Annotated in this window: 17 protein-coding genes; 10 read left to right on the top strand and 7 right to left on the bottom strand. The window is 67.5% G+C overall.

Features of this window, described 5'->3' with window-relative positions:
- The first annotated feature begins 23 nt into the window (after nucleotides 1-23).
- From GNX95_RS05055 to GNX95_RS05070, 4 genes are all read left to right on the top strand, one after another.
- On the top strand, nucleotides 24-635 hold the full coding sequence (locus tag GNX95_RS05055) for a cyclase (protein ID WP_163505968.1): 612 nt from the start codon (nucleotides 24-26) through the stop codon (nucleotides 633-635).
- An 81-nt stretch (nucleotides 636-716) separates the two neighbouring features.
- The gene (locus tag GNX95_RS05060; protein ID WP_163505969.1) at nucleotides 717-1,154 is read left to right on the top strand and encodes a Dps family protein; all 438 of its coding nucleotides are present in this window, start codon (nucleotides 717-719) and stop codon (nucleotides 1,152-1,154) included.
- The gene (locus GNX95_RS05065) at nucleotides 1,127-1,543 is read left to right on the top strand and encodes a Fur family transcriptional regulator (protein ID WP_163505970.1); all 417 of its coding nucleotides are present in this window, start codon (nucleotides 1,127-1,129) and stop codon (nucleotides 1,541-1,543) included. Before GNX95_RS05060 ends, GNX95_RS05065 begins: the two co-directional genes overlap by 28 nt.
- Nucleotides 1,544-1,647: 104 nt before the next feature.
- Nucleotides 1,648-3,408 carry an FAD-binding oxidoreductase gene (locus GNX95_RS05070; protein ID WP_163505971.1) on the top strand — a complete coding sequence of 587 codons (1,761 nt, stop codon included), beginning with the start codon at nucleotides 1,648-1,650 and terminating at the stop codon, nucleotides 3,406-3,408.
- Here the strand turns inward: GNX95_RS05070 and GNX95_RS05075 are convergent.
- The 7 genes from GNX95_RS05075 to GNX95_RS05105 all read right to left on the bottom strand — a co-directional run bounded on the left by GNX95_RS05075 (nucleotide 3,405) and on the right by GNX95_RS05105 (nucleotide 11,628).
- Nucleotides 3,405-5,501, bottom strand: a complete 2,097-nt coding sequence (locus GNX95_RS05075; protein WP_163505972.1) for a DUF8189 domain-containing protein — start codon at nucleotides 5,499-5,501, stop codon at nucleotides 3,405-3,407. The two genes, GNX95_RS05070 and GNX95_RS05075, sit on opposite strands and share 4 nt — an antisense overlap.
- 87 nt (nucleotides 5,502-5,588) lie before the next feature.
- Entirely contained in the window at nucleotides 5,589-6,677 is a 1,089-nt protein-coding gene (locus tag GNX95_RS05080; RefSeq protein ID WP_222853401.1) for an N-acetylglucosamine-6-phosphate deacetylase, read from the bottom strand.
- Nucleotides 6,670-7,422 (bottom strand): 6-phosphogluconolactonase, encoded by a 753-nt coding sequence (locus tag GNX95_RS05085; RefSeq protein ID WP_163505973.1) that lies wholly within the window; start codon nucleotides 7,420-7,422, stop codon nucleotides 6,670-6,672. Before GNX95_RS05085 ends, GNX95_RS05080 begins: the two co-directional genes overlap by 8 nt.
- Nucleotides 7,423-7,434: 12 nt before the next feature.
- The gene (locus tag GNX95_RS05090; protein WP_163505974.1) at nucleotides 7,435-8,235 is read right to left on the bottom strand and encodes a fumarylacetoacetate hydrolase family protein; all 801 of its coding nucleotides are present in this window, start codon (nucleotides 8,233-8,235) and stop codon (nucleotides 7,435-7,437) included.
- Nucleotides 8,232-9,803, bottom strand: coding sequence for a hypothetical protein (locus GNX95_RS05095; RefSeq protein ID WP_163505975.1), 1,572 nt, complete (start codon nucleotides 9,801-9,803; stop codon nucleotides 8,232-8,234). Before GNX95_RS05095 ends, GNX95_RS05090 begins: the two co-directional genes overlap by 4 nt.
- Before the next feature lie 26 nt (nucleotides 9,804-9,829).
- The gene (locus GNX95_RS05100) at nucleotides 9,830-10,711 is read right to left on the bottom strand and encodes a carbohydrate ABC transporter permease (RefSeq protein ID WP_163505976.1); all 882 of its coding nucleotides are present in this window, start codon (nucleotides 10,709-10,711) and stop codon (nucleotides 9,830-9,832) included.
- Nucleotides 10,711-11,628, bottom strand: coding sequence for a carbohydrate ABC transporter permease (locus GNX95_RS05105; RefSeq protein WP_163505977.1), 918 nt, complete (start codon nucleotides 11,626-11,628; stop codon nucleotides 10,711-10,713). Before GNX95_RS05105 ends, GNX95_RS05100 begins: the two co-directional genes overlap by 1 nt.
- Nucleotides 11,629-11,815: 187 nt before the next feature.
- On the opposite strand from GNX95_RS05105, the gene GNX95_RS05110 reads away from it, so the two are divergent.
- The 6 genes from GNX95_RS05110 to GNX95_RS05135 are packed head-to-tail and all read left to right on the top strand — an operon-like array spanning nucleotide 11,816 to nucleotide 18,685.
- Nucleotides 11,816-13,120 carry an ABC transporter substrate-binding protein gene (locus GNX95_RS05110; protein WP_163505978.1) on the top strand — a complete coding sequence of 435 codons (1,305 nt, stop codon included), beginning with the start codon at nucleotides 11,816-11,818 and terminating at the stop codon, nucleotides 13,118-13,120.
- Nucleotides 13,120-14,136, top strand: a complete 1,017-nt coding sequence (locus GNX95_RS05115; RefSeq protein ID WP_163505979.1) for a Gfo/Idh/MocA family protein — start codon at nucleotides 13,120-13,122, stop codon at nucleotides 14,134-14,136. The genes GNX95_RS05110 and GNX95_RS05115 overlap by 1 nt, the downstream gene beginning before the upstream one ends.
- A complete protein-coding gene (locus tag GNX95_RS05120; protein WP_163505980.1) occupies nucleotides 14,133-15,797 on the top strand; it encodes a heparinase II/III family protein in 1,665 nt (554 codons plus the stop codon). The genes GNX95_RS05115 and GNX95_RS05120 overlap by 4 nt, the downstream gene beginning before the upstream one ends.
- On the top strand, nucleotides 15,794-16,504 hold the full coding sequence (locus GNX95_RS05125) for an amidohydrolase family protein (protein WP_163505981.1): 711 nt from the start codon (nucleotides 15,794-15,796) through the stop codon (nucleotides 16,502-16,504). Before GNX95_RS05120 ends, GNX95_RS05125 begins: the two co-directional genes overlap by 4 nt.
- Nucleotides 16,501-17,343: an amidohydrolase family protein gene (locus GNX95_RS05130; RefSeq protein WP_163505982.1), complete on the top strand. Its 843-nt coding sequence runs from the start codon at nucleotides 16,501-16,503 to the stop codon at nucleotides 17,341-17,343. Before GNX95_RS05125 ends, GNX95_RS05130 begins: the two co-directional genes overlap by 4 nt.
- Nucleotides 17,336-18,685, top strand: a complete 1,350-nt coding sequence (locus GNX95_RS05135; protein WP_163505983.1) for a hypothetical protein — start codon at nucleotides 17,336-17,338, stop codon at nucleotides 18,683-18,685. Before GNX95_RS05130 ends, GNX95_RS05135 begins: the two co-directional genes overlap by 8 nt.
- Nucleotides 18,686-18,700 lie beyond the last annotated feature (15 nt).

Genomic DNA, 18,700 nt, shown 5'->3' on the forward strand with positions numbered 1-18,700 from the left:
ATCACTCATGTACTAATTGGCGAGTGAACCGTCTCGCACTTGTCGCCGCCGTCGCCGTTGTCGTGGCCAGCGATTGCAGCGCGTACGCCGCTGCCGCCGTCGTGTTTCATTGCCGCGCGACCGCCGGTCACCAGTCCGCGACCTTCGCGCTGAACCAAGCGATCACCGCGACCGCGCCGCCGACCGCGCATCCCGGCGCACCGGTCGAGCTCGTGCTCGATCCGTCGCCCAACCGGATCCCGGCCTCGGTCGGCGGCCGCCAGGTGAGGGAGGTGACCAACATGGTGTTGAGCATTCCGTTGCCGGCCAACAGTTCCTATCGGACGGCACGGTTGACCGGCCCCGGTGCGGGGTTGCATTCGACCCCCACCGCCGGCATCGGCGGCCGCACGATCGTCGTCAAGGTGCCCGGTCCGCTGCGGGGCGGCGGCGTTTTCGAGCTGCCGGTGCTGACGATAAGCCTCATCGCGGGCTCGGCCGGGCAGATCGTCGGCCGCCTCGGCGGTGTCAGCTACGACCGTCCCGGACTGACCGCGACGGCGACCGTACGCGGACCGTTCGGCATCGCCGTACGCGCGGCGACGCAGTGTTTTCCGTCGCCGAACCCAATCCTGACCACGACGACGATCGGTTGAGTCAGTTCTCTCTGGAACTACTCCAAACAAGTGGCTAGTATGGATATCGTCCAAATAAGGAGTCTTCCGGAGGAGTTCCCGATGGCCGTCACCACCATCCACACGGACCTGCAGGACAGCCTGGTCGAGCTGACCGACCTGGCGTTGCAGGGCAAGCAGCTGCACTGGAACCTGGTTGGACGCGGCTTCAAGTCGCTGCACGAGCAGCTGGACGAGCTGGTCGACCGGGCGCGTACGGCCGCCGACGCCGTCGCCGAGCGCGCCGTGACGCTCGGACACTCGCCGGACGGTCGCGCGCTGACCGTCGCCAAGGAGAGTCCGCTGGCCGCCGTAGCCGACGGCCGGATCGCCGACACCGCCGCCGTCGCGCATGTCGTCGCGGTGCTGACTACCGTTGTCGACCGGATGCGCGAACGCATCGCGCGACGCGAGGACGACCTGGTCACGCAGGACCTGCTCATCGGGATCGTGGCCGGACTGGAGAAACAGCGGTGGATGTTCGACGCACAGCAGAGCTGACCGATCGCGTACGCGACAGCGGACTGCGTGCCACGACACCGCGGGTCGAGGTCCTCGCGGCGCTGGAGGACCTCGGCGGCCATCGTACGGCCGAGGAGGTGCACGACGCGCTGGCCGCGCGCCTTCCGCGTTCCAGCGTCTACAACGTACTGTCGTCACTGGCCGACGCCGGCCTCGTGCTGCGCGCCGACGCCGGTCCCGGTGCCGTGTTGTACGAGGCGGGCGACCGCTGGCATCACCATTTCGTGTGCCGGCGATGTCGACGCGTTTTCGACGTGGAATGCGTGACCGGTGAGCGTCCCTGCCTGACGCCGGGCACCGAGGTCGGCGTCGTCGAGGAGGCACAGGTGATTTTCCGCGGCATCTGCACGGAGTGCTCGGAGCGCTGACGCATCCCCCTTGCGACCGACTCGGCTCAGTCGTGCGGGGGAGACGGACTTTTCGCTCGCTACGGCGATCCGGCGGCGCTCGCGGGTCTCTAGCGTCTGGTGGCATGTTGAGACGTACGCTGTTGAAAGGCGCGGCAGGTGTCAGCCTGTTGCCTGCTCTTGTCGACTCCGCGCGAGGCGGTCACATGCGGCGAGTCCGTCCCGGCGACCGCGGTTGGCCGAGCCCGGCCGAATGGTCGCGGCTGAAACAGGCCGTCGGCGGACGGCTGACGGCGGTCGAGTCGCCGTTCGCCGGCGGAAACGCCGACGTGTTCCCCAGCCTGCACAATCCGTTTTTCGTCGGTGACAACGTCGCACTGACCGAGACACTCGGCTGGACCGACGCGTGGACCTCGCAACCGAGCCGCTATGCGGTGCTGGCGAAGAACAGCAAGGACGTTGCCGCCGCGGTCGCATTCGCGCACAAGCATTCGTTGCGGCTGGTCGTGAAAGGCGGCGGCCACAGCTATCTCGGCGGGTCGAACGCGCCGGACTCGCTGCTGATCTGGACCAGAGGCATGCGCGAGGTCACGCTGCACGACAGCTTCACACCGCGCGGCTGCGGCACGCCGGAGCCGGCCGTCAGCATCGGCTCGGGTGCGATGTGGCTCGACGCCTACGAGGCGGTCACCACCAACGGCGGCCGTTACGTACAAGGCGGTGGCTGCACGACCGTCGGCGTCGCCGGGCTGGTCCTTGGCGGCGGCTTCGGCAGCTTTTCCAAGCGTTTCGGCACCGCCGCGGCAAGTCTGCTGGAGGCGGAGATCGTCACCGCCGACGGTGTCGTACGGATCGTCAACGCCTCGAGCAACCCGGATCTCTTCTGGGCCTTGAAAGGCGGTGGCGGCGGCAGTTTCGGCGTCGTGACAAGGCTGACGTTGCGTACGCACGAGCTGCCAAACTTCTTCGGTGCGGTGAACGCGACGATCACCGCCAGCTCAGACGCCGCTTATCGCGAGCTGGTCGAGAGGATGCTGTCTTTTTACGCGGAAAGCCTGCTGAACGAGCACTGGGGTGAACAGTTCGCCTTCCAGCCTGGCCGCCAGCTCGTCCTCAGCATGGTCTTCCAGGGGTTGGCGCAGGCACAGGCGCAAAGTGTCTGGAAGCCGTTTTTCGACTGGATCGCGGCACATCCGGCCGACTACACGATGCCGGCGCCGATCGTGCTCGCGCTTCCTGCGCGGGATTTCTGGAACCCGGCGGTGCTCGGCGCGGTGCCAGGCATCATCCGGTTCGACGACCGTCCGGACGCGCCAAAGCGAAACTTCTATTGGGCCGGCGACGCCGGACAGGTGAGCCAGGTGCTGCACAGCTATCAGTCGACCTGGCTGTCGCAACGGCTGCTGCGGCCGGCGCGCCGACCGGCGCTGGTCGACGCGTTGGTGCGCGCCAGCAACGTGTGGAGAGTCGGCTTTCATGTCAACAAAGGCATCGCCGGCGCGAGGCCGCAGGCGGTCGCGCGTACGGCGGCCACAGCGATGAACCCTGCCGTGCTCGACGCTTTCGCGCTGGTGATCGTGGCCGCCAACGAGCCGCCGGCCTATCCCGGTGTGCCTGGTCACGAGCCGAATGTCGCGCAGGGTCGCCGCGACGCGCGGTTGGTCACGGAGGCGATGGCGCCGCTGAAGGCGCTGGGTGGTCAGCAGGGTTCGTACGTGTCGGAGACCGATTATTTCGAGTCCAACTGGCAGACCGCGTTCTGGGGACACCACTATCCGCGGCTGAAGCGTACGAAACATCGCTATGACCCGGACGGGCTTTTCTTCGTACACCACGGAGTCGGCAGCGAAGGCTGGAGCACCGACGGCTTCACCAGGACGAATTAGGCGATGCCGGTGCCGATCAGGGTGGAGTGCCACGGACCGAGGCCAGGGGTGTTCTGCCAGCCGTGGAAAATCCGCTGGCCGCTGCGCGCGAAATAGGTGAGCAGCCCAGCGGAGTCCAGCGCCGCGACCGGATCTCCCTGCACCACAACGGAAGTGACCGGTGCCTGGTCGGTCTGCGTCGGCAACATCGTGGCGTGCCACGCGGTCGCACCCGGTGAGTCCTGCCAGCCATGGATGAGCCGGCCGTCGGTCGTACGCGCCACGTAGACCAGCTTGCCGGACACGTCCTGCGCCACCGCCGGCGTGCCGACGGCCGTCACCTGCTCGATCGTGCCGAGGTCGGTTTTCGGTGTGATGACGGTGGTCGTCCAGTCCGCCGGTCCCTGCAGGCCGAGCAACAGCTTGCCGTCCGGTTGGGTCGCGAAGTAGGCGAGATTGCCGAGATAGTTGAGGAAAGGCGCCGGATCCGCAGCGATGGTGGCGGTGCCGGTCGTGCCATGCCAACCGGTGTTGTCGCGGGATGCCTGGAAAAGGTGGTTGTCGGTCGTACGAACGAAGAGGTGCGTGACGCCGGTGCCGTCGAGTGCCAACGCCGGATCGCCGGCCGCTGAGACTGGCACATTCTCAACCGAGCCGTCAGTGTCGCCGTAAGCCAGGCCGCCGTCGGTCGTACGCACCGCATAGGCCAGGTCGCCGGAGTTTGTGAGCAACAGAGCCGGATCTCCGGCCGCGGTGCCGGCCAGGACGCTTGTCTGCCACCGATCGACGCCTGGCGATTGCTCTCGCGCCAGATAGAGGCGGTTGTCGGTCGTACGCGTGAGCACGGCCAACCGGCCGGTGGCGTCCTGCGCGACCGCCGGGGTGCCGGCTGGTGTGACGCCGGACTGCAGTGGCACCTGCGTGTCCAGCCACGGTCCACGACCGGCCGCGGTCTGCCGGCTCAGCGTCAGCTGGCCGGCGGTCGTACGTGCCGCATACGTGAGCTTTTCGCTGATGTCCCTGGCGATCCAGCTCGCGCCAGGAGCATGCCGGGTGCCGGACGGCACGGCCAGCTCGATGAAGTCGAGCTCGGCGTAGAGCGTGCCGTGCGTCAACCGGATCAGGTTGCGGCCGCCGTTCAGTCCAATGTGGACGGCGACGACGTTCCAGACGTCCCAGCCGCGGGAGGCGTACGTGACCGGTTGGCTCGCGCCGCCGTTGACCGACAGCAGGTGCGTACTCGGCTGGCCGCTGCCGTTGCCGGCGCGGACGAAAATCGTGTAGTCGCCGGCGAAGGGCGCGTTGACGGTGAACTCCACGTATGCGTCGGTGGCGTCGATGTAGCCGACCTTGGCGTCGTTGGAAGCCGATTTCGGACTGAGCACACGGCAGTTTGCCAGCGTGGCGATCTCCGCCTCGTAGCGTTTCATCGTGTTGCCGGTCAACGCGCCGAACCAGCGGCTGGCCAGCTTGGAATATCCGCTGTGGGTCAGGTGCATGTGGTCGGCGGCGCCGTCGCTCGGCCGGAATGCCGCGCGGTTGTCGACGAAGTGAACGTTCTTGCCGGCGTCGGCGCGTGTCTGGACCACTGTGTTGGCGGCCGCGTTGAACGCGTCGACCTGCGCGGGATCGTTGGCGTTGGCGGTGATCGGGCCGATGCTCGCCACGTAGATCGCGACCGACGGCCGCGCGGTCAGGATGTGGTCGATCAGCGCGCCGAGCCGGGCCGGCGCGTTTGGCAGGTCATAGTCCTGCAGCACGTCGTTGGCGCCGACGTGCATCAGGATAATGTCCGGCTGATAGGTCGCCATCCACGCGTCGACCTTGTCGTCGAAGTAGTCGATCCGCGTGCCGCCGAATCCGGCGTGGTCGGGATCGCCGATCTTCTGGTCGGCGTCGCGGTTGGGGCCGACGAAGTCCACCGACCAGCCGGCACCGACGAGCAGCTGCCAGAGATCCGGCCGATAGCCGCCGTCGGTGTCCGGAGCGGTGTTCCCGTCCGTGGTCGACGAGCCGAGCGGCATGATCCGGATCGGCTGGTCGGCGGCGGTTGCCGGCAGCGGCGCGGCAAAGCCGAGACAGAGCGCGAAAACCGCGGCGATCCGGCGGATCATGAGGCCTCCTTCTCGACCAACACCCGGTAATGGAGATTCACAGATCGGCTGACCGTACGCACGTATTTGTCCGCATCAGGTCGAGCGCTAAAACGGCAGCTCGGTGAACGTGATGACGTCGGCCGGTGCGCCGACGCGCAGACCGGCGGTGCCGGCGATCCGGCCGGGAATGTCGGTCGCCAGCCGCAAAGCCTCTGCCAACGACAGGCCGGCCAGACGCATGACCGTCGCAACGCCGTGCGTGAGCGGAGCCGAAGCGCCGGCCAGATACGGCGTGCCGGCGACGACCAGCCGGCCGTCGGCGGTCACCTCCACGTCGCCCCCGACCGGCAGGTGATAGCGACCCGGCGGCATCCCGCCGGCCGCCACCACATCGGAGACCAGAAACGCTCGATCTGGTCCCTTGGCACGTAACATCGCCGTCAGCGCGTCGGCGGACAGGTGCTGGCCATCGGCGATGAATCCGGCGGTGATCCGGTCGTCGGCGAGCTGCGACCAGAGATAGTTCGGATGCCGGGGCAGCGTCGCATGCGCGCCATTGCCGAGGTGCGTGGAAAACCTCGCTCCGGCCTCGGCCGCCGCGTGGACCTGTTCCGGTGTCGCATGCGTGTGTCCGACGGCGACCCGAATGCCGCGTTTGACCAGCGCGCGTACGAAATCCTCCGCCACCGGCCAGTGCGGCGAGATCGTGACCATGCCGATCACGCCGTCACCGGCGGCCTGCCATTGGTCGATCTCGGCGATGTCCGGCGGACGGACGAAAGTCGCGTCGTGGCAGCCGCGGGGACCGTCCTCGGCCGAGATGTACGGTCCTTCCAGATGTGCGTACGGCATGGCCAGCGCCAGCGCCGGATCTGCCTTGCGCGCCAACGAGATCGTGGCGACCGCGTGCCGGATCCGCTCGTGGCTGTTGGTCACGATGGTCGGCACGAAGGTGGTCACGCCGACCGAGCGCAGCGACTCGCGCAGACCGGCAAGGGTGTCCACCGAGACATCCTCGGCGTTGACGTCGAAGCCGGCGTAGCCGTTCACCTGCAGGTCGACCAGACCGGCGCAAATCCATGGAAAATCGCCGTCCGACCGGTGTCGAGCGATGTCGGTGATCCGGCCACCGGACATGCTGACCTCAAGCACGTCGCCGGTCGCCGGATCGCGTCCGGTCAGTCGCTCAGCCACCGGGATCGGCTGCCGCGTCGAGGAAGAGCCGGGCGTGCGGATGCTCGCGCAGCGGACTTGCCGGTGCCATCGGCGACACCGGCTCGTCGAGGGTCAGCCGTACGGCGGCACGCTTGTGGTTTCCGGACACCATGCAGAAGATCCGGCCGGCGGAAAGCAGGAACGGCACGGTCATCGTTAGTGCCTGCGCCGGAACGTCGGCCGTACGCGCGAAAAGCCCCTCGTCCACCTGCTGTCGCAGGCTCAGCTCGTCCAGCTCCACGACGGCAACCGCCGCGGTGGTCGCGAAATCGGCCGGCGGATCGTTGAACGCGAGATGTCCGGTGATGCCGATGCCGGCCAGCACCACATCGATCGGTGCCGCACCGGCCAACGCGCCGTACCGCGCCGCCTCCGCGGCTGGCTCGTTCGAAGGATCGATGAGGTGTGCGGATCTCAGCGGCACGGCGTCGAAAAACTCGCGGCGCAGCCAGTTTCCGAAGCGCTGCGGCGCGTCGGCGGCGATCCCCACGTATTCGTCCATGTGGAACGCGTCGACGCGCCGCCAGTCGATGCCCTCGGCAGCGGACAACGCCTTGAGCGTCTCGTGTTGGCTGGGTGCCGCCGCGAAGACCATCCGCACGATCTCCTGTCTGTCCAGGAGATCGCGCAGCTGGCCGGCGATCGCAGCGGCCGCGGCCGCGCCGAGCGCGACCGGATCCGGATGGACCTCAACGGCCAGCGAACCCACAGTCCTCGATGCCATGACCATGACCACTCACACTAGTCGCGATCGCTGTTCACCGAGTCCGGCGGCCCAGGCGCGCATGACATCGCCGCGCCGCAGGAAAACCGGTGGACGCTGGCCGGCGCCGACACCGGCCGGCGTACCAGTGCTGATCACGTCACCCGGATACAACGTCATGAATTGCGCGACATACCAGACCAGATGCGTCACCGAGAAGATCATCTGGCCGGTGTTGGACTTCTGGTACGCCGTGCCGTTCACCTCGAGGCCGAGCGCGAGGTCCTGCGGATCGGCGATCTCGTCGGCGGTCACGAACCACGGTCCGAGCGGACAGAAAGTGGCGCAGTTCTTGCCTTTGTCCCACTGGCCACCGCGCTCCAGCTGGAAATGCCGCTCGGAAACGTCGTTGCACAGCACATATCCGGCGATGTGCTCGGCGGCCACCTGCTCGGACGCCAGATTCGTGGCGCGCCGGCCGATGACGACGCCGAGCTCCACCTCCCAGTCGGTTTTCTCGCCGCCCTCCGGAATAACCACGTCGTCGTACGCGCCGACGACGGTGTCTGGCGCCTTCATGAACAGGATCGGCTGGTCCGGCGCCGGCTGTCCGCCTTCGGCCGCGTGATCGGCGTAATTCAGGCCGACGCACACGATCTTGCCCGGTCTCAGCGGCGGTCCGATCCGGTGGTCCGCGAGCGCCACACGTCCGGTCGCGGCCGCCGCGCGTGCCTTCAGATCGTTGTCGCCAGGCGGAAGCCACGCCGCGTACTCGTCGTCGAGCAGCACGGCTTCGCGTTCCTGTCCCGGCTCACCAAGTCGTACGAACCTCATGCGAACTTGATGGCGCCATAGACGCAGTAGGCGAAGCCGAGCACGTGCGACCCCTGAGTTGGCTGGATTTTCTGCGCGTTGGTGACGGCGAGCGCGTGTGAATAGACCGAATGGTTCCACTCCGCGACCGGAATCCACCGTGGCACCTGGTCGATGTAGCCGGCGCCGGCGGTGCCGGTGCCGTTGACGTTCAGGTGCGCGCCGGTCGATCCGTACGCGATGTTGTGCAGGTATGTGTTCGCCAGCCGCTGCATGTCGACCGTCGTGAAGGACGAGTCAGGCGCCGGCAGACCGGTGCGATAGGCGGCGATCGCGAACTCCAGGTTGAGCGCGGCGTGGCTGAGGTCCTCGACCTGCCTGGCCGCCGGAAACGTTTGTGTGTAACTGGAAACGTCTTTGGCGGTGTAGCCGGTCGCCGACCAGCCGGCGTACGCCGCCGAGCGGATCCCCCAGTAGGGCCAGTAATACGCGTCGTTGGCGTAGGTGAAGGAGGCACGGAAGCCGCGTTTGAGTTCGCCGACCTTGCTCGCGTAAACGCTGGATCTCGTCGCCCGGTAAAGCTCGGCGGCCGTCGCGCCGAGCATGTTGCACTGGTTTTGCGGCTGATTGCTGCCATCCGCCGGCACCGGTGTTTCCTTGATCCACTTGTACGCGCCATAGCGCACGTCGTTGACCCAGTATTCGCGGTCGTGGAACGCCATCGCGGCCTGCACCGCGGCCAGATAGCCGTCGGCCTTGGACCGGTAGGCACTCAGCGTGGCGTCCGTGTAGACCAGCCGCACGAAGCTGGCGATCGGATAGCAGATTTGGCCGGTGTGGACCGGAAAGACGTACGCGGCCGGCTGCAGCGTCGTCGTGCCGGCGACCGGCAGGCCGACGGCGGTGGAGTGGTCGGGCCGTACGTCGCGCACGCTCCATCGGGTGTCGGTGTTGTAGACCGTGTTGTAGATGACTTTGAAGACGTAATTGCTGCTGTTGACGTTGAAGTTGACGTTGCTGACGGTCACCGCCGTGCCGCGCGCCGGCCGCAGGATGAGGGTGAAGGGCGACGTGTCGGTCTCACCGCTGTGCACCACCTCGACACTGGCGTGGTTGTTGACCGAGCTTTGCGCGCTGCGCACCTGAAGCAGCGGGTTTCCGTTGCGGTCCTTCAAAGTCGCGGTCGCGGCCGTGTAGTTGCCGAGCGCGCGCCAGACCGGTCCGGACACGCCGCGATAGTCGGCGACGCCGCGCACCTGGTCGCGCTGCGCGAGCACGAGGTCGGTGTTCTGGACGAAATGGTCGAGATACTTGGTGTTCCTGGTCGCCTCGTACATCCGGATCAGGCCGAGCAGGACGTACGCCTGGCCCCAGGCGAGCACGCCGTTCTCGTTGTTGTCGGTCGCCTGGCCGGCGCTGCCGGAGCTTTCGAAGGCCGCGATGAAGTCGTCAAAGCTCTGCGGGGAGGTGTAGGTGTAGTCCGCGGCGAACACCGGCGTGCCGATGCTGAGGCCAGCTCCGATACCAACGCCGACACCGGCGGCTCCGGCCAGCAGGCCGCGTCTGGAGATGCCGAACTTCTCAGCCATGCCTGGGATTCCCTTCGTGGAGGCCGTCACCCTTTGACCGCGCCGGCCATGCTGGAGAGGATGTGGCGTTGCAGGAAAACGAAAACCGCGATCACCGGCACCAGTGACAGCACGGTGCCGGCGGCCAGGCCGCGTACGTCGGTGCCGCTGACACCGGACAGGTAGGCGATGCCGAGCGCGATCGGAAACTTCGACTGGTCGTCCAGTGCCACCAGCGGCCACAGAAAGCTGTTCCAGATCGAGATGAAACCGAGGATCGCCAGCACCGCGATGGTCGGACGGGCGATCGGGCAGGCGACCGACAGGAAGATCCGCCACTCGCTCGCGCCGTCGACCCGCGCCGCCTCGATCACCTCGTCCGGGATGGCGGCGAAGGTCTGGCGGAGCAGGAAAATGCCGAGCGAGGACAGGATCGCCGGCAGGATGACCGCCGGATAGCTGTCCAGCAGACCGAGTTCGCGCATCACCAGAAACCGCGGGATGAGCATCAGCTCGCCGGGCAGGAACATGGTGGAAAGGAAGAGCAGGAAGAAAAACTGCCGGCCGCGGAAGCTGATCCGGGCCAGTGGATACGCCGTCGTGGCCGACACCACGAGATAGAGCGGCACCGTGACGCCGACATACAGCACGGAGTTGAGCAGGAAGCGGCCGTACGGAATCGTCGTCCACGCCTCGACGAACCAGTCGACCACCGGCGGCCGGGGGATCAGGTCCGGCGGAAACGAGAAGACCGGCTGGCTGCTCGGTTTCAGCGCGGTGGCGAGCAAAAGCAGGAACGGCCCGACGAAAACGCCGGCAACCAGGACGAGCAGGACGTACGTGCCGACCTTCGGACGACGCCGGCGGGGCAGCGCTTTCGGCTTTGTCGCGGCCTTTTCCGGCGTACGCACCGGCGCGGCGACGGCCATCACGCGTCCCTGCGCCTGGTCAGCCGCTGGTTGGCCAGCGCCAGCCCGATCATGATCAGCCACAGCACCAGACCGGCCGCGCTCGCATAGCCGACGTCGTACTTTTCGAAGGCGGTGTGCCAGATGTAGTAGCCGAGGGTCAGCGTGCTGTCCTGCGGACCGCCTCTGGTCAGCACGTAGATCGACTCGAACGAGCGCGTCGACTCGAGCATGCCGAGCGTGAGTGTCACGGTCACGTACGGAAGGATCGCCGGCAGCACGATGTGCCACAGCCGCCGCGCGGCGCCGGCGCCGTCCACCGTCGCCGCCTCGAGATGCTCGCGCGGCACACCCTGCAGCGCCGCGAGATAAATCACCATGAAAAGGCCCATGTTCTTCCAGCCCTCGACGACCGCGAGAGCAGGCAACGCCCAGTGCGTGTCGAGAAGGAAGTCGATCGGCCCCAGCCCAACCAGTGACAGCAGCCAGTTGACGACGCCTTCCTGGCTGAGCAGATAGCGCCAGGCGACCGCCACCGCGACCATGCTCGTGACGACCGGCAGATAGTACGCGGCGCGGAAGGCGTGGATGCCGCGCAGCCGCCGGTTGACCAACATGGCGAGGAAAAGCGGCAGCACCACCGCGAACGGCAGGAACATCGCCATGAACAGGAAGGTGTTGCCGATGGCGTGGTGGAACTGCGGATCGGCGGCCAGCCGGAGAAAGTTGTCCAGGCCGACATATCTCACCGGTGTGACGATCCGGTAGGACGACACCGACATCTGCAGCGAGATGAACGCCGGCCAGCCGAACATCAGCGCGAACAGCAGCAGGCCGGGCAGCATGAACAGGTACGGTGTCCAGGCCTTCTGGCCGACCACGCGGCGCGGACCGTGCCGGGGCCGGCGGACTCGGGGGATCAGTCCAGTCGCTGCCATGGATGTCCTAAAGCATCGTTTCCGGATCGGACGGTGTCAGGGTGGCCGTCAGCTGGTGACCTGTCAAGGCCCACCGCGACCCGAAACCGAAAGAAATCCTCGGACGGGGTTGACGCGCGCGCTCAGACAGGCCACATTCTCCAGTGTCCGAAGGAGCGGTTTCGGACAATGCTGTTGAGGAGTTGCTATGGCACGTACGCGCGTACGCCGGCTCACCGTCCTCGGTGCGGTGCTGTCGGCGGCTGTCCTGCTGCTGACCGGATGCATCGGCGGTCAGGTCGCCGGAAGCGGCGGGAACGGTGAGAAGTACGCCGGTGAGATCGAGTGGTGGACGATCAACCTGCAGAAAAACTACTCCGCCTACATCAACGGTCTGATCGGTACGTACCAGGCGGCGCATCCGGACGTGAAGATCCGCTGGGTCGACGTGCCCGGGCAGGACATCACCACCAAGCTGCTGGCCGCGATCGCCGGCGACAAGGTGCCGGACGCGGTCAACTTCACCTCCAACACGACCGGCCTGTTCGCCGGCAACATGGCCGATCTCGGACAGTTCTTCAGCGCCAAGGACCTCAGCGCGTACGCGTCGGCGCTCAGCAGGCCGCTGAAAGACCGGGCCGGCAAGCAGATCGCGATCCCGTGGTACAACGGCGGCGCCGGTCTCGGCGTCTATCGCAAATCCGCATTGGCCAAAACCGGATTCGATCCGGCGAAACCGCCGAAAACCTGGGACGACGCGCTGGCGCTCGCGCAACGCGTGAAGGACAGTGGCGGCGGCTACGGCACCAACGCGATGGCCTACAGCTACACCATGCAGAGCGAAGGTGTGCCGCTGATTTCCCCTGACCGCAAGAAAGCGGCCTTCAACACGCCGCAGGCGGCGGCGATTTTGGCGAAGTTCAAGAAGTACCTGGACAGCGGCGCGATCGCGCCTGGTGTGCTCGGCAAGGATCCCCGGTCGTACGCTCAAAACCTGTCGAACAAGCTGATCACCTTCATGCCGACCGACACCTCCAGCAACCTGGTGGGGTTGCAGAAGAACTCGCCGGACGTGTACGCCGACAGTGTCGTCGAGCCGGCGGTGACCGGACCCTCCGGCGTGCAGCTGATGAACAGCCAGCAGGTTTTCGGCATCCCGGCCGGCTCGCAGCACAAGGCGGCGGCCGCGGAGTGGCTGAAGTTCGTCACCTCGCCGGCCAACCAGCTGGCCTTCTGCAAGATCGTCGCGATCTATCCGTCCACAGTGGACACGCTGAAGGATCCGTACTTCACCGACATCACCGGCAACACGCCGGCCGACCAGGGACGGCGCGTGCTCGTGCAGACCTTTCCGAAGATCGTCGACGCCTCGCTCGGCTCGGGCAACGACGAGAACCTGCGCAACATCTTCGACGAACAGGTGCGTGCCTACATGACCGGCTCGAAGACGGCGGTTCAGGCGTTGAACGACGCCGCGCAGCAGTGGAACACCGAGCTGGCGAAGGCGAGCTGATGAGCGACCAGTTGCGGATCGGCATTGTCGGCGCCGGCATCATGGGACGGGGCAACGCGCTGTCGCTGTCCGGCGAGCGTGACGTGGTCGTCACGGTCGTCACCAGCCGTACCCGCGCGGCGGCCGAATCTCTTGCCGCGACACAGAAAGCGCGAGTGGCCGACAGCCTCGACGAGCTGTTGGCCGCGGACGACGTCGACGCGGTCGTGCTGACCACGCCCGACCACCTGCACGGCGACATGATGGTCCGTGCCGCCGAGGCCGGAAAGCACATCCTGGTGGAGAAACCGTTCACCACCTCGGTCGCCGAGGCCGACCGCGCGGTGGCGGCGATCCGATCGGCCGGCGTCGTGGCGATGTGCCTGTTCAACCACCGCTGGGTCCCGGCGTACGCGCAGGCCAAGGAGCTGGCCGCCGGCCTCGGCGAAGCCGTGGTCGGCTATGCGCGCAAGGACGACACGATCCACGTGCCGACGAAGATGTTGAGCTGGGCCGACAAAACCACCTGCGCGTGGTTTCTTTCCAGCCATGACATCGATCTGATGAACTGGCTCGTTGACGACCGGGTCGTACGTGTCTATGCCACGGCCCGCTGTGGCAAGCTGCGCAAGCTCGGCATCGACACGCCGGACGCGGTGCAGATCCAGGCCGAATACTCGCGTGGGGCGACTGCGACCTTCGAGTCGGCGTGGATCTATCCGGAGACGTTTCCGACGATGGTCGACTCGTACGTGACGCTGGCCTGCGACGACGGCGTCGTGCAGATCGACCGGCAGAAGGAAAACGTCGCGCTGGCAACGGAAAACGCGTACGCGTATCCGCGCAACATGCTGCAGCGCGTCATGCACGGCGTGCCGGCCGGTGCCTATCGCGACGCCATCCGGCATTTCGTCGACTGCTGCCTGACCGGCGCGCAACCCCTGATCACGGTGGAAAGTTCGCGTGACGTGACCGCCGTGCTGGAGGCGGCGCACGAGTCGATCCGCACGCGGCAGCCGGTGGACGTGAGCGGATGACCGCACCGGAGAAGCCGCGGCACATCGACGACCGGATCACCGGCATCGGCACCGCCGAGCTGATCGCCGCGTTCGGTCATCCGGACGGCGTGACCGGCCTCGGGTCGCTGCGTTCGTGGGTGGAGAAGGGGAAAAACGCGGCACTCTGGCCGGTGACGCCGGCCGAGGACCTGACCGCGGCGGACCTGCTGCGTACGGACCCGCCGGACGTGACCGGTGCCGGCCTCGGACGCTCGGTCCGTTACGGATTCCACTATCTGCGCTGGCTGCAACCGGCCGTACGCGCGTGGGTCGCGACCGGCGACGAGTCCTACCTGCGCACCTTCGAGGAGCTTTTCACCAGCTGGGTGGAAAAACGCGAGGGACTGGTCGGCGAGTGGCCGGGCCTGGACCTGGTCTGGTATTCGCTCGGCACCTGGTCGCGCGCTGCTTTTCTGTTGCCAGCACTGGACAGCATGCCACCGCTGTCCGACGAGTGCTGGGGTCTGGCGATGGCGACGGTCATCGGCGGTGCGCGGTGGGCGTACGACGAACACGACAGTTTTCGGCACGGCAACTGGCAACTGGTGTCGGCCACGCAGCTGATGCACGCCGGCGCGGTCTATCCGCAGCTGGTCGAGGCGCCGCAATGGGTCGAGCGCGGACGCGAGCGGCTGGTCGAGCATCTCGACCGCGACTTCTATGCCGATGGCGGCCATTACGAGCGATCGCCGGGATATCACAACCTGTGCCTCGAGGCGACCAAGCTCGCGGTCGCTGTTGACGAGCGATATCTGCACACCGGCCTTGCCGGTCATCCAAAAGTCGCCGCGATGCGGGAGTGGCTGCGTCAGCTCACCACGTCGGCCGGCTGGGCTCCTCCGCTGCAGGACTCGCAGGTTGTCTGGAGCGAGCCGCATCGCGCCGAGGATTCGGTGCTGTTGGAGGAAAGTGGCTATGCGGTGTTGCGCGCACATGATGACGTGCGAGTCGTGGTCAACTGCGGTCCGTACGTCGAACACGAGCTGGAGTCACACTCGCACCGCGCGGTCCTGGACTTCGTCATGGACGGCTGGGGGAGACCGCTGATCTGGGAAGCCGGCGGGCCGCCCGATTACGACGACGCCGATTACCAGACGTGGTTTCAGGCCGCGCGCGGTCACAGCACGGTCGTCGTGGACGGCAGGGACGTTGGTGCCGACCGGGACGTGGTCGTCGAGACGTTCTGGCAGTCGACCGAGGCAGCGGTTTTCGCCGGCAGGCAAAAGGCAAACGGCGTCACGCACCGGCGGCGGCTGATGCTCGTCCGGTCCGATCCCGTCTACCTCGTCGTACGCGACACGGTCGCCGGCGGCGAGTCGTACGAGCTGCTGCTACACGCGCCACAGCCGTGGCACGACTGGCGCGCCGGCGGCGTCCGTGTGTGGATCGCCGGCGCCGAGGACTTCACCACCTCCGCAGGCCGCGCACGAATCCCTGATCCGGCAGCCAAAACGGCGGACTTCGCGCTACTGCACACGCTGAGCGTCAAGCGGACGCACGGCGACTTCCTGACCGTGATCGTGCCGGCAGCGCAAGGAAACTGGACGTTCGGCGCGACCGGCGACGAGATCCACGTCGAGCATCCACATGGCACGGACATCGTCACCTCGTCCGGTCTCATCCGCAGGCGAGTCGCATGACCGAGCTGATCGACGTGCACGCGTCCTTCGGCGCGTATCCGCGCGCGTACGTGACCGGCCAGAGTCCGGAGGGCCTGGCCGCGGACATGCGCCGGCTCGGCATCGCCGCCGCCGTCGTCGGCTCGACCGCGTCGGTCTGGCACGACCCGGCCAACGGCAACGCCGAGGCGCTGACCGTCGCCGGCATGGCCGGCATGCATCCGTGCGTGACCATCCTGCCGCCGACACCGGAGGAAAGCGTCGACCTGAAGGGCGCGACGGCCGCCCGCATGTATCCGGTGACACACGACTTCGACCCGCTCGACCCAGCCATGGATCCGTTGTACGAGCAGCTGGTCGCGCGCGGCCTGCCGCTGACCGTCGGGCTGCCGGACATCGGCTGGCCGACGCTCGACGCGCTCGCCGGCCGCTGGCCGCGGCTGCCGGTGATCGTCTCGGCCATCGGCTATCGCGCACTACGCCGGCTTGCGGCGGTGTTCCGGCGCCGGCCGAATCTGCACGCCGACCTGGTCAACTTCGCCAGCCACGAAGGCCTGGAGTGGTTCGTCCGGCACTTCGGCGCCGAGCGGCTGTTGTTCGGCACCGGCACACCGGTCCGCGACCCGGCCGAGGCAGTCGCGCGGCTGATGTGGTCGGGGCTCAGCGACGCCGACCGCGCGCTGGTCGGACACGGCAACGCGCGACGACTGTTCCGGGGACTGGCATGAGCGACCCGTTGCTGGCCGCCATGCGCTCGGGCAGACCGCTGGACGGCGTCGACGTCATCGACGCGCACGCGCACCTCGGACCGTACAGCCTGTTCTTCATCCCGGACGCCGACGCGCGCACCATGGTGGACGTCATGGACCGCACGGGCGTACGCATGACGGTCCTGTCGTCGCACCGAGCGATCCAGTACGACGCACACAGCGGCAACTCCGAGACCCTGCGAGCCGTCGACCGGTTTCCGGACCGGATCGCCGGCTACGCGGTGGTCAACCCGTGGCAGCAACCCGATCGTGAGCTGCGCCGGCTCGCCGCCGAGCCCCGGTTCGTCGGCGTCAAACTGCATCCTGACCTGCACGAATATCCGCTCACCGGTGCGCTCTACCAACCCGTGTGGGAATACGCGGCGCAGTCCGGCCGGCCGGTTCTGACGCACACCTGGCACACGTCCGCGTACGACGATCCAGAGGCGATCGACGCCGTGCTGGCGCGTCATCCCGGCGTACGGCTGATCCTCGGCCACAGTGGGGTGAGTCCGGCGGGGATGGCCGCGTCGCTCGCGGTGGTCCGCCGGCACCCGAGCACCTACCTGGAGATCTGCGGATCGTCGATGACCGGCACGCTCGTACGCTGGCTGGTCGAGCAGGCCGGCGCCGACCGCGTGCTGTTCGGCTCCGACTTTCCGTTCATCGACCTGCGGTTCTCGCTCGGCCGCGTGATCGGCGCCGGACTGCCGGCGGCCGAGGCGGCGGCGGTGCTCGGCGGCAACGCGGCGGCCCTCTTCGGCCGGCCGCCACGCCGTGCGCAGACGTTGGTCGGAACAGGAGAGTGCCGTGACTGAGGATCGTGACCTGCGGGTGGTCGGAGAGCGTACGCCGGACATGGCCATTGGCCTGTTCGGACCGCGGACGGCGGTGCGTGCGATGGTGGCCGCCGGCAAGGCGTTGCTGGCGCGCAACCCGCGGCGGGCGGTGCGCTTCCTGCCGGCCGGTCACACCGACATGACCGAGGCCGCCGAGCGCTACGCGCGGTTGGCCGACCGGATCGACGCGGCGGTCTTTCCGGGGCCGATGCACTATGACCTGGCGCGTGAGTCTGGCTATCTGTCGGTGCCGGCCTCGTACGTGCGGCTCAGCGGCGCCGCGCTGTATTCGACGCTGTTGCGCGGCCGGATCCACAACCAGTTCGACCTGACCAGGATCAGCATCGACTCGCTCAGCCGCGAGGCGGTGGACGAGGCGTACGCGGAGATTGAAGTGCCCTTCGGTGGCGTGCATTGCGCGCCGTACACGGATCCGGCGTCGGCGGTGAAGTTCGGCGCGTTCCACCGGCCGCTGCTGGAGTCCGGTGCGGTCACGATGGCGCTGACCACGATCCTCAGCGTCGAGCAGGAGCTGCGTGCAGACGGCTATCCGGTGATGCGGATCCAGCCGACTCCGGCGACCGTACGCGAGGCGCTGGAGACGGCCGTGCTGCTCGGTCGCGGCACCCGGCTGGAAGGGCAGCAGATCGCGATGCTGGCGGTGCAGATGATCGCCGAGGGGTCGCTGGCCAGCAACACCAGCTATTGGCAGCAGGAGGCGGCGCTGTCGGTGCACCGGATGCTGCTCGACGAGGCGCGTACGGTCGGCGCGACCGTGGTGCGCCGGGGCGACGGCCAGTTTGGCATCACCACGACCTACGGCGGCCTGGACGCGCTGACCTCGCACCTGCAGCACGCGCCGTTCGTCACCGCCGTGCGTCAGCAGCTCGGCCTGCCGGTCGCCGTCGGCATCGGCGTCGGACACACCGCACGCGACGCCGAAGCCAACGCCTATGCCGGCCTGGACTCGGCGTTGGAGCGGCGCGGCGAGATGGCGGTGTACGTGGACGGCAGCGAGACGCAGATGCTGCTGTCGGTCTCGGCGCCGCGCGAGGTGCCACCGGCGAGCGAGCAGTCGCGCGCGGCGCAGGTGCTCGAGCGGATCCTTGCCGCGCAGCCGGACGCGCTGGTCGTGGACGTGGAAGACGTGAGTGCCGCGCTGGAGGTCACCGACCGTACCGGCCGGCGGATGCTCAAGCAGCTGGTGGAGGCGGGCTTGGCCTGGCCGCTGCCACCGCAGCCGTCACCTGGCGGCGGCCGGCCGCGGCTGCAGTTTCGGCTGCTGCCGGACAAAATCGCGCCGGAATCGCTGTCCGGCTGACTTTTCCAAGGAGGC

It is taken from the genome of Fodinicola acaciae, from assembly GCF_010993745.1.
Lineage (GTDB): Bacteria > Actinomycetota > Actinomycetes > Mycobacteriales > HKI-0501 > Fodinicola > Fodinicola acaciae.

What these genes read in the sequence shown, in the direction of transcription:
- GNX95_RS05085 (WP_163505973.1), bottom strand. Translation starts at nt 7,422, where the DNA reads ATGGCATCGAGGACTGTGGGTTCGCTGGCCGTTGAGGTCCATCCGGAT.
- GNX95_RS05105 (WP_163505977.1), bottom strand. Translation starts at nt 11,628, where the DNA reads ATGGCAGCGACTGGACTGATCCCCCGAGTCCGCCGGCCCCGGCACGGT.
- GNX95_RS05075 (WP_163505972.1), bottom strand. Translation starts at nt 5,501, where the DNA reads ATGATCCGCCGGATCGCCGCGGTTTTCGCGCTCTGTCTCGGCTTTGCC.
- GNX95_RS05120 (WP_163505980.1), top strand. Translation starts at nt 14,133, where the DNA reads ATGACCGCACCGGAGAAGCCGCGGCACATCGACGACCGGATCACCGGC.
- GNX95_RS05070 (WP_163505971.1), top strand. Translation starts at nt 1,648, where the DNA reads ATGTTGAGACGTACGCTGTTGAAAGGCGCGGCAGGTGTCAGCCTGTTG.
- GNX95_RS05115 (WP_163505979.1), top strand. Translation starts at nt 13,120, where the DNA reads ATGAGCGACCAGTTGCGGATCGGCATTGTCGGCGCCGGCATCATGGGA.
- GNX95_RS05125 (WP_163505981.1), top strand. Translation starts at nt 15,794, where the DNA reads ATGACCGAGCTGATCGACGTGCACGCGTCCTTCGGCGCGTATCCGCGC.
- GNX95_RS05110 (WP_163505978.1), top strand. Translation starts at nt 11,816, where the DNA reads ATGGCACGTACGCGCGTACGCCGGCTCACCGTCCTCGGTGCGGTGCTG.
- GNX95_RS05060 (WP_163505969.1), top strand. Translation starts at nt 717, where the DNA reads ATGGCCGTCACCACCATCCACACGGACCTGCAGGACAGCCTGGTCGAG.
- GNX95_RS05100 (WP_163505976.1), bottom strand. Translation starts at nt 10,711, where the DNA reads ATGGCCGTCGCCGCGCCGGTGCGTACGCCGGAAAAGGCCGCGACAAAG.
- GNX95_RS05095 (WP_163505975.1), bottom strand. Translation starts at nt 9,803, where the DNA reads ATGGCTGAGAAGTTCGGCATCTCCAGACGCGGCCTGCTGGCCGGAGCC.
- GNX95_RS05130 (WP_163505982.1), top strand. Translation starts at nt 16,501, where the DNA reads ATGAGCGACCCGTTGCTGGCCGCCATGCGCTCGGGCAGACCGCTGGAC.
- GNX95_RS05090 (WP_163505974.1), bottom strand. Translation starts at nt 8,235, where the DNA reads ATGAGGTTCGTACGACTTGGTGAGCCGGGACAGGAACGCGAAGCCGTG.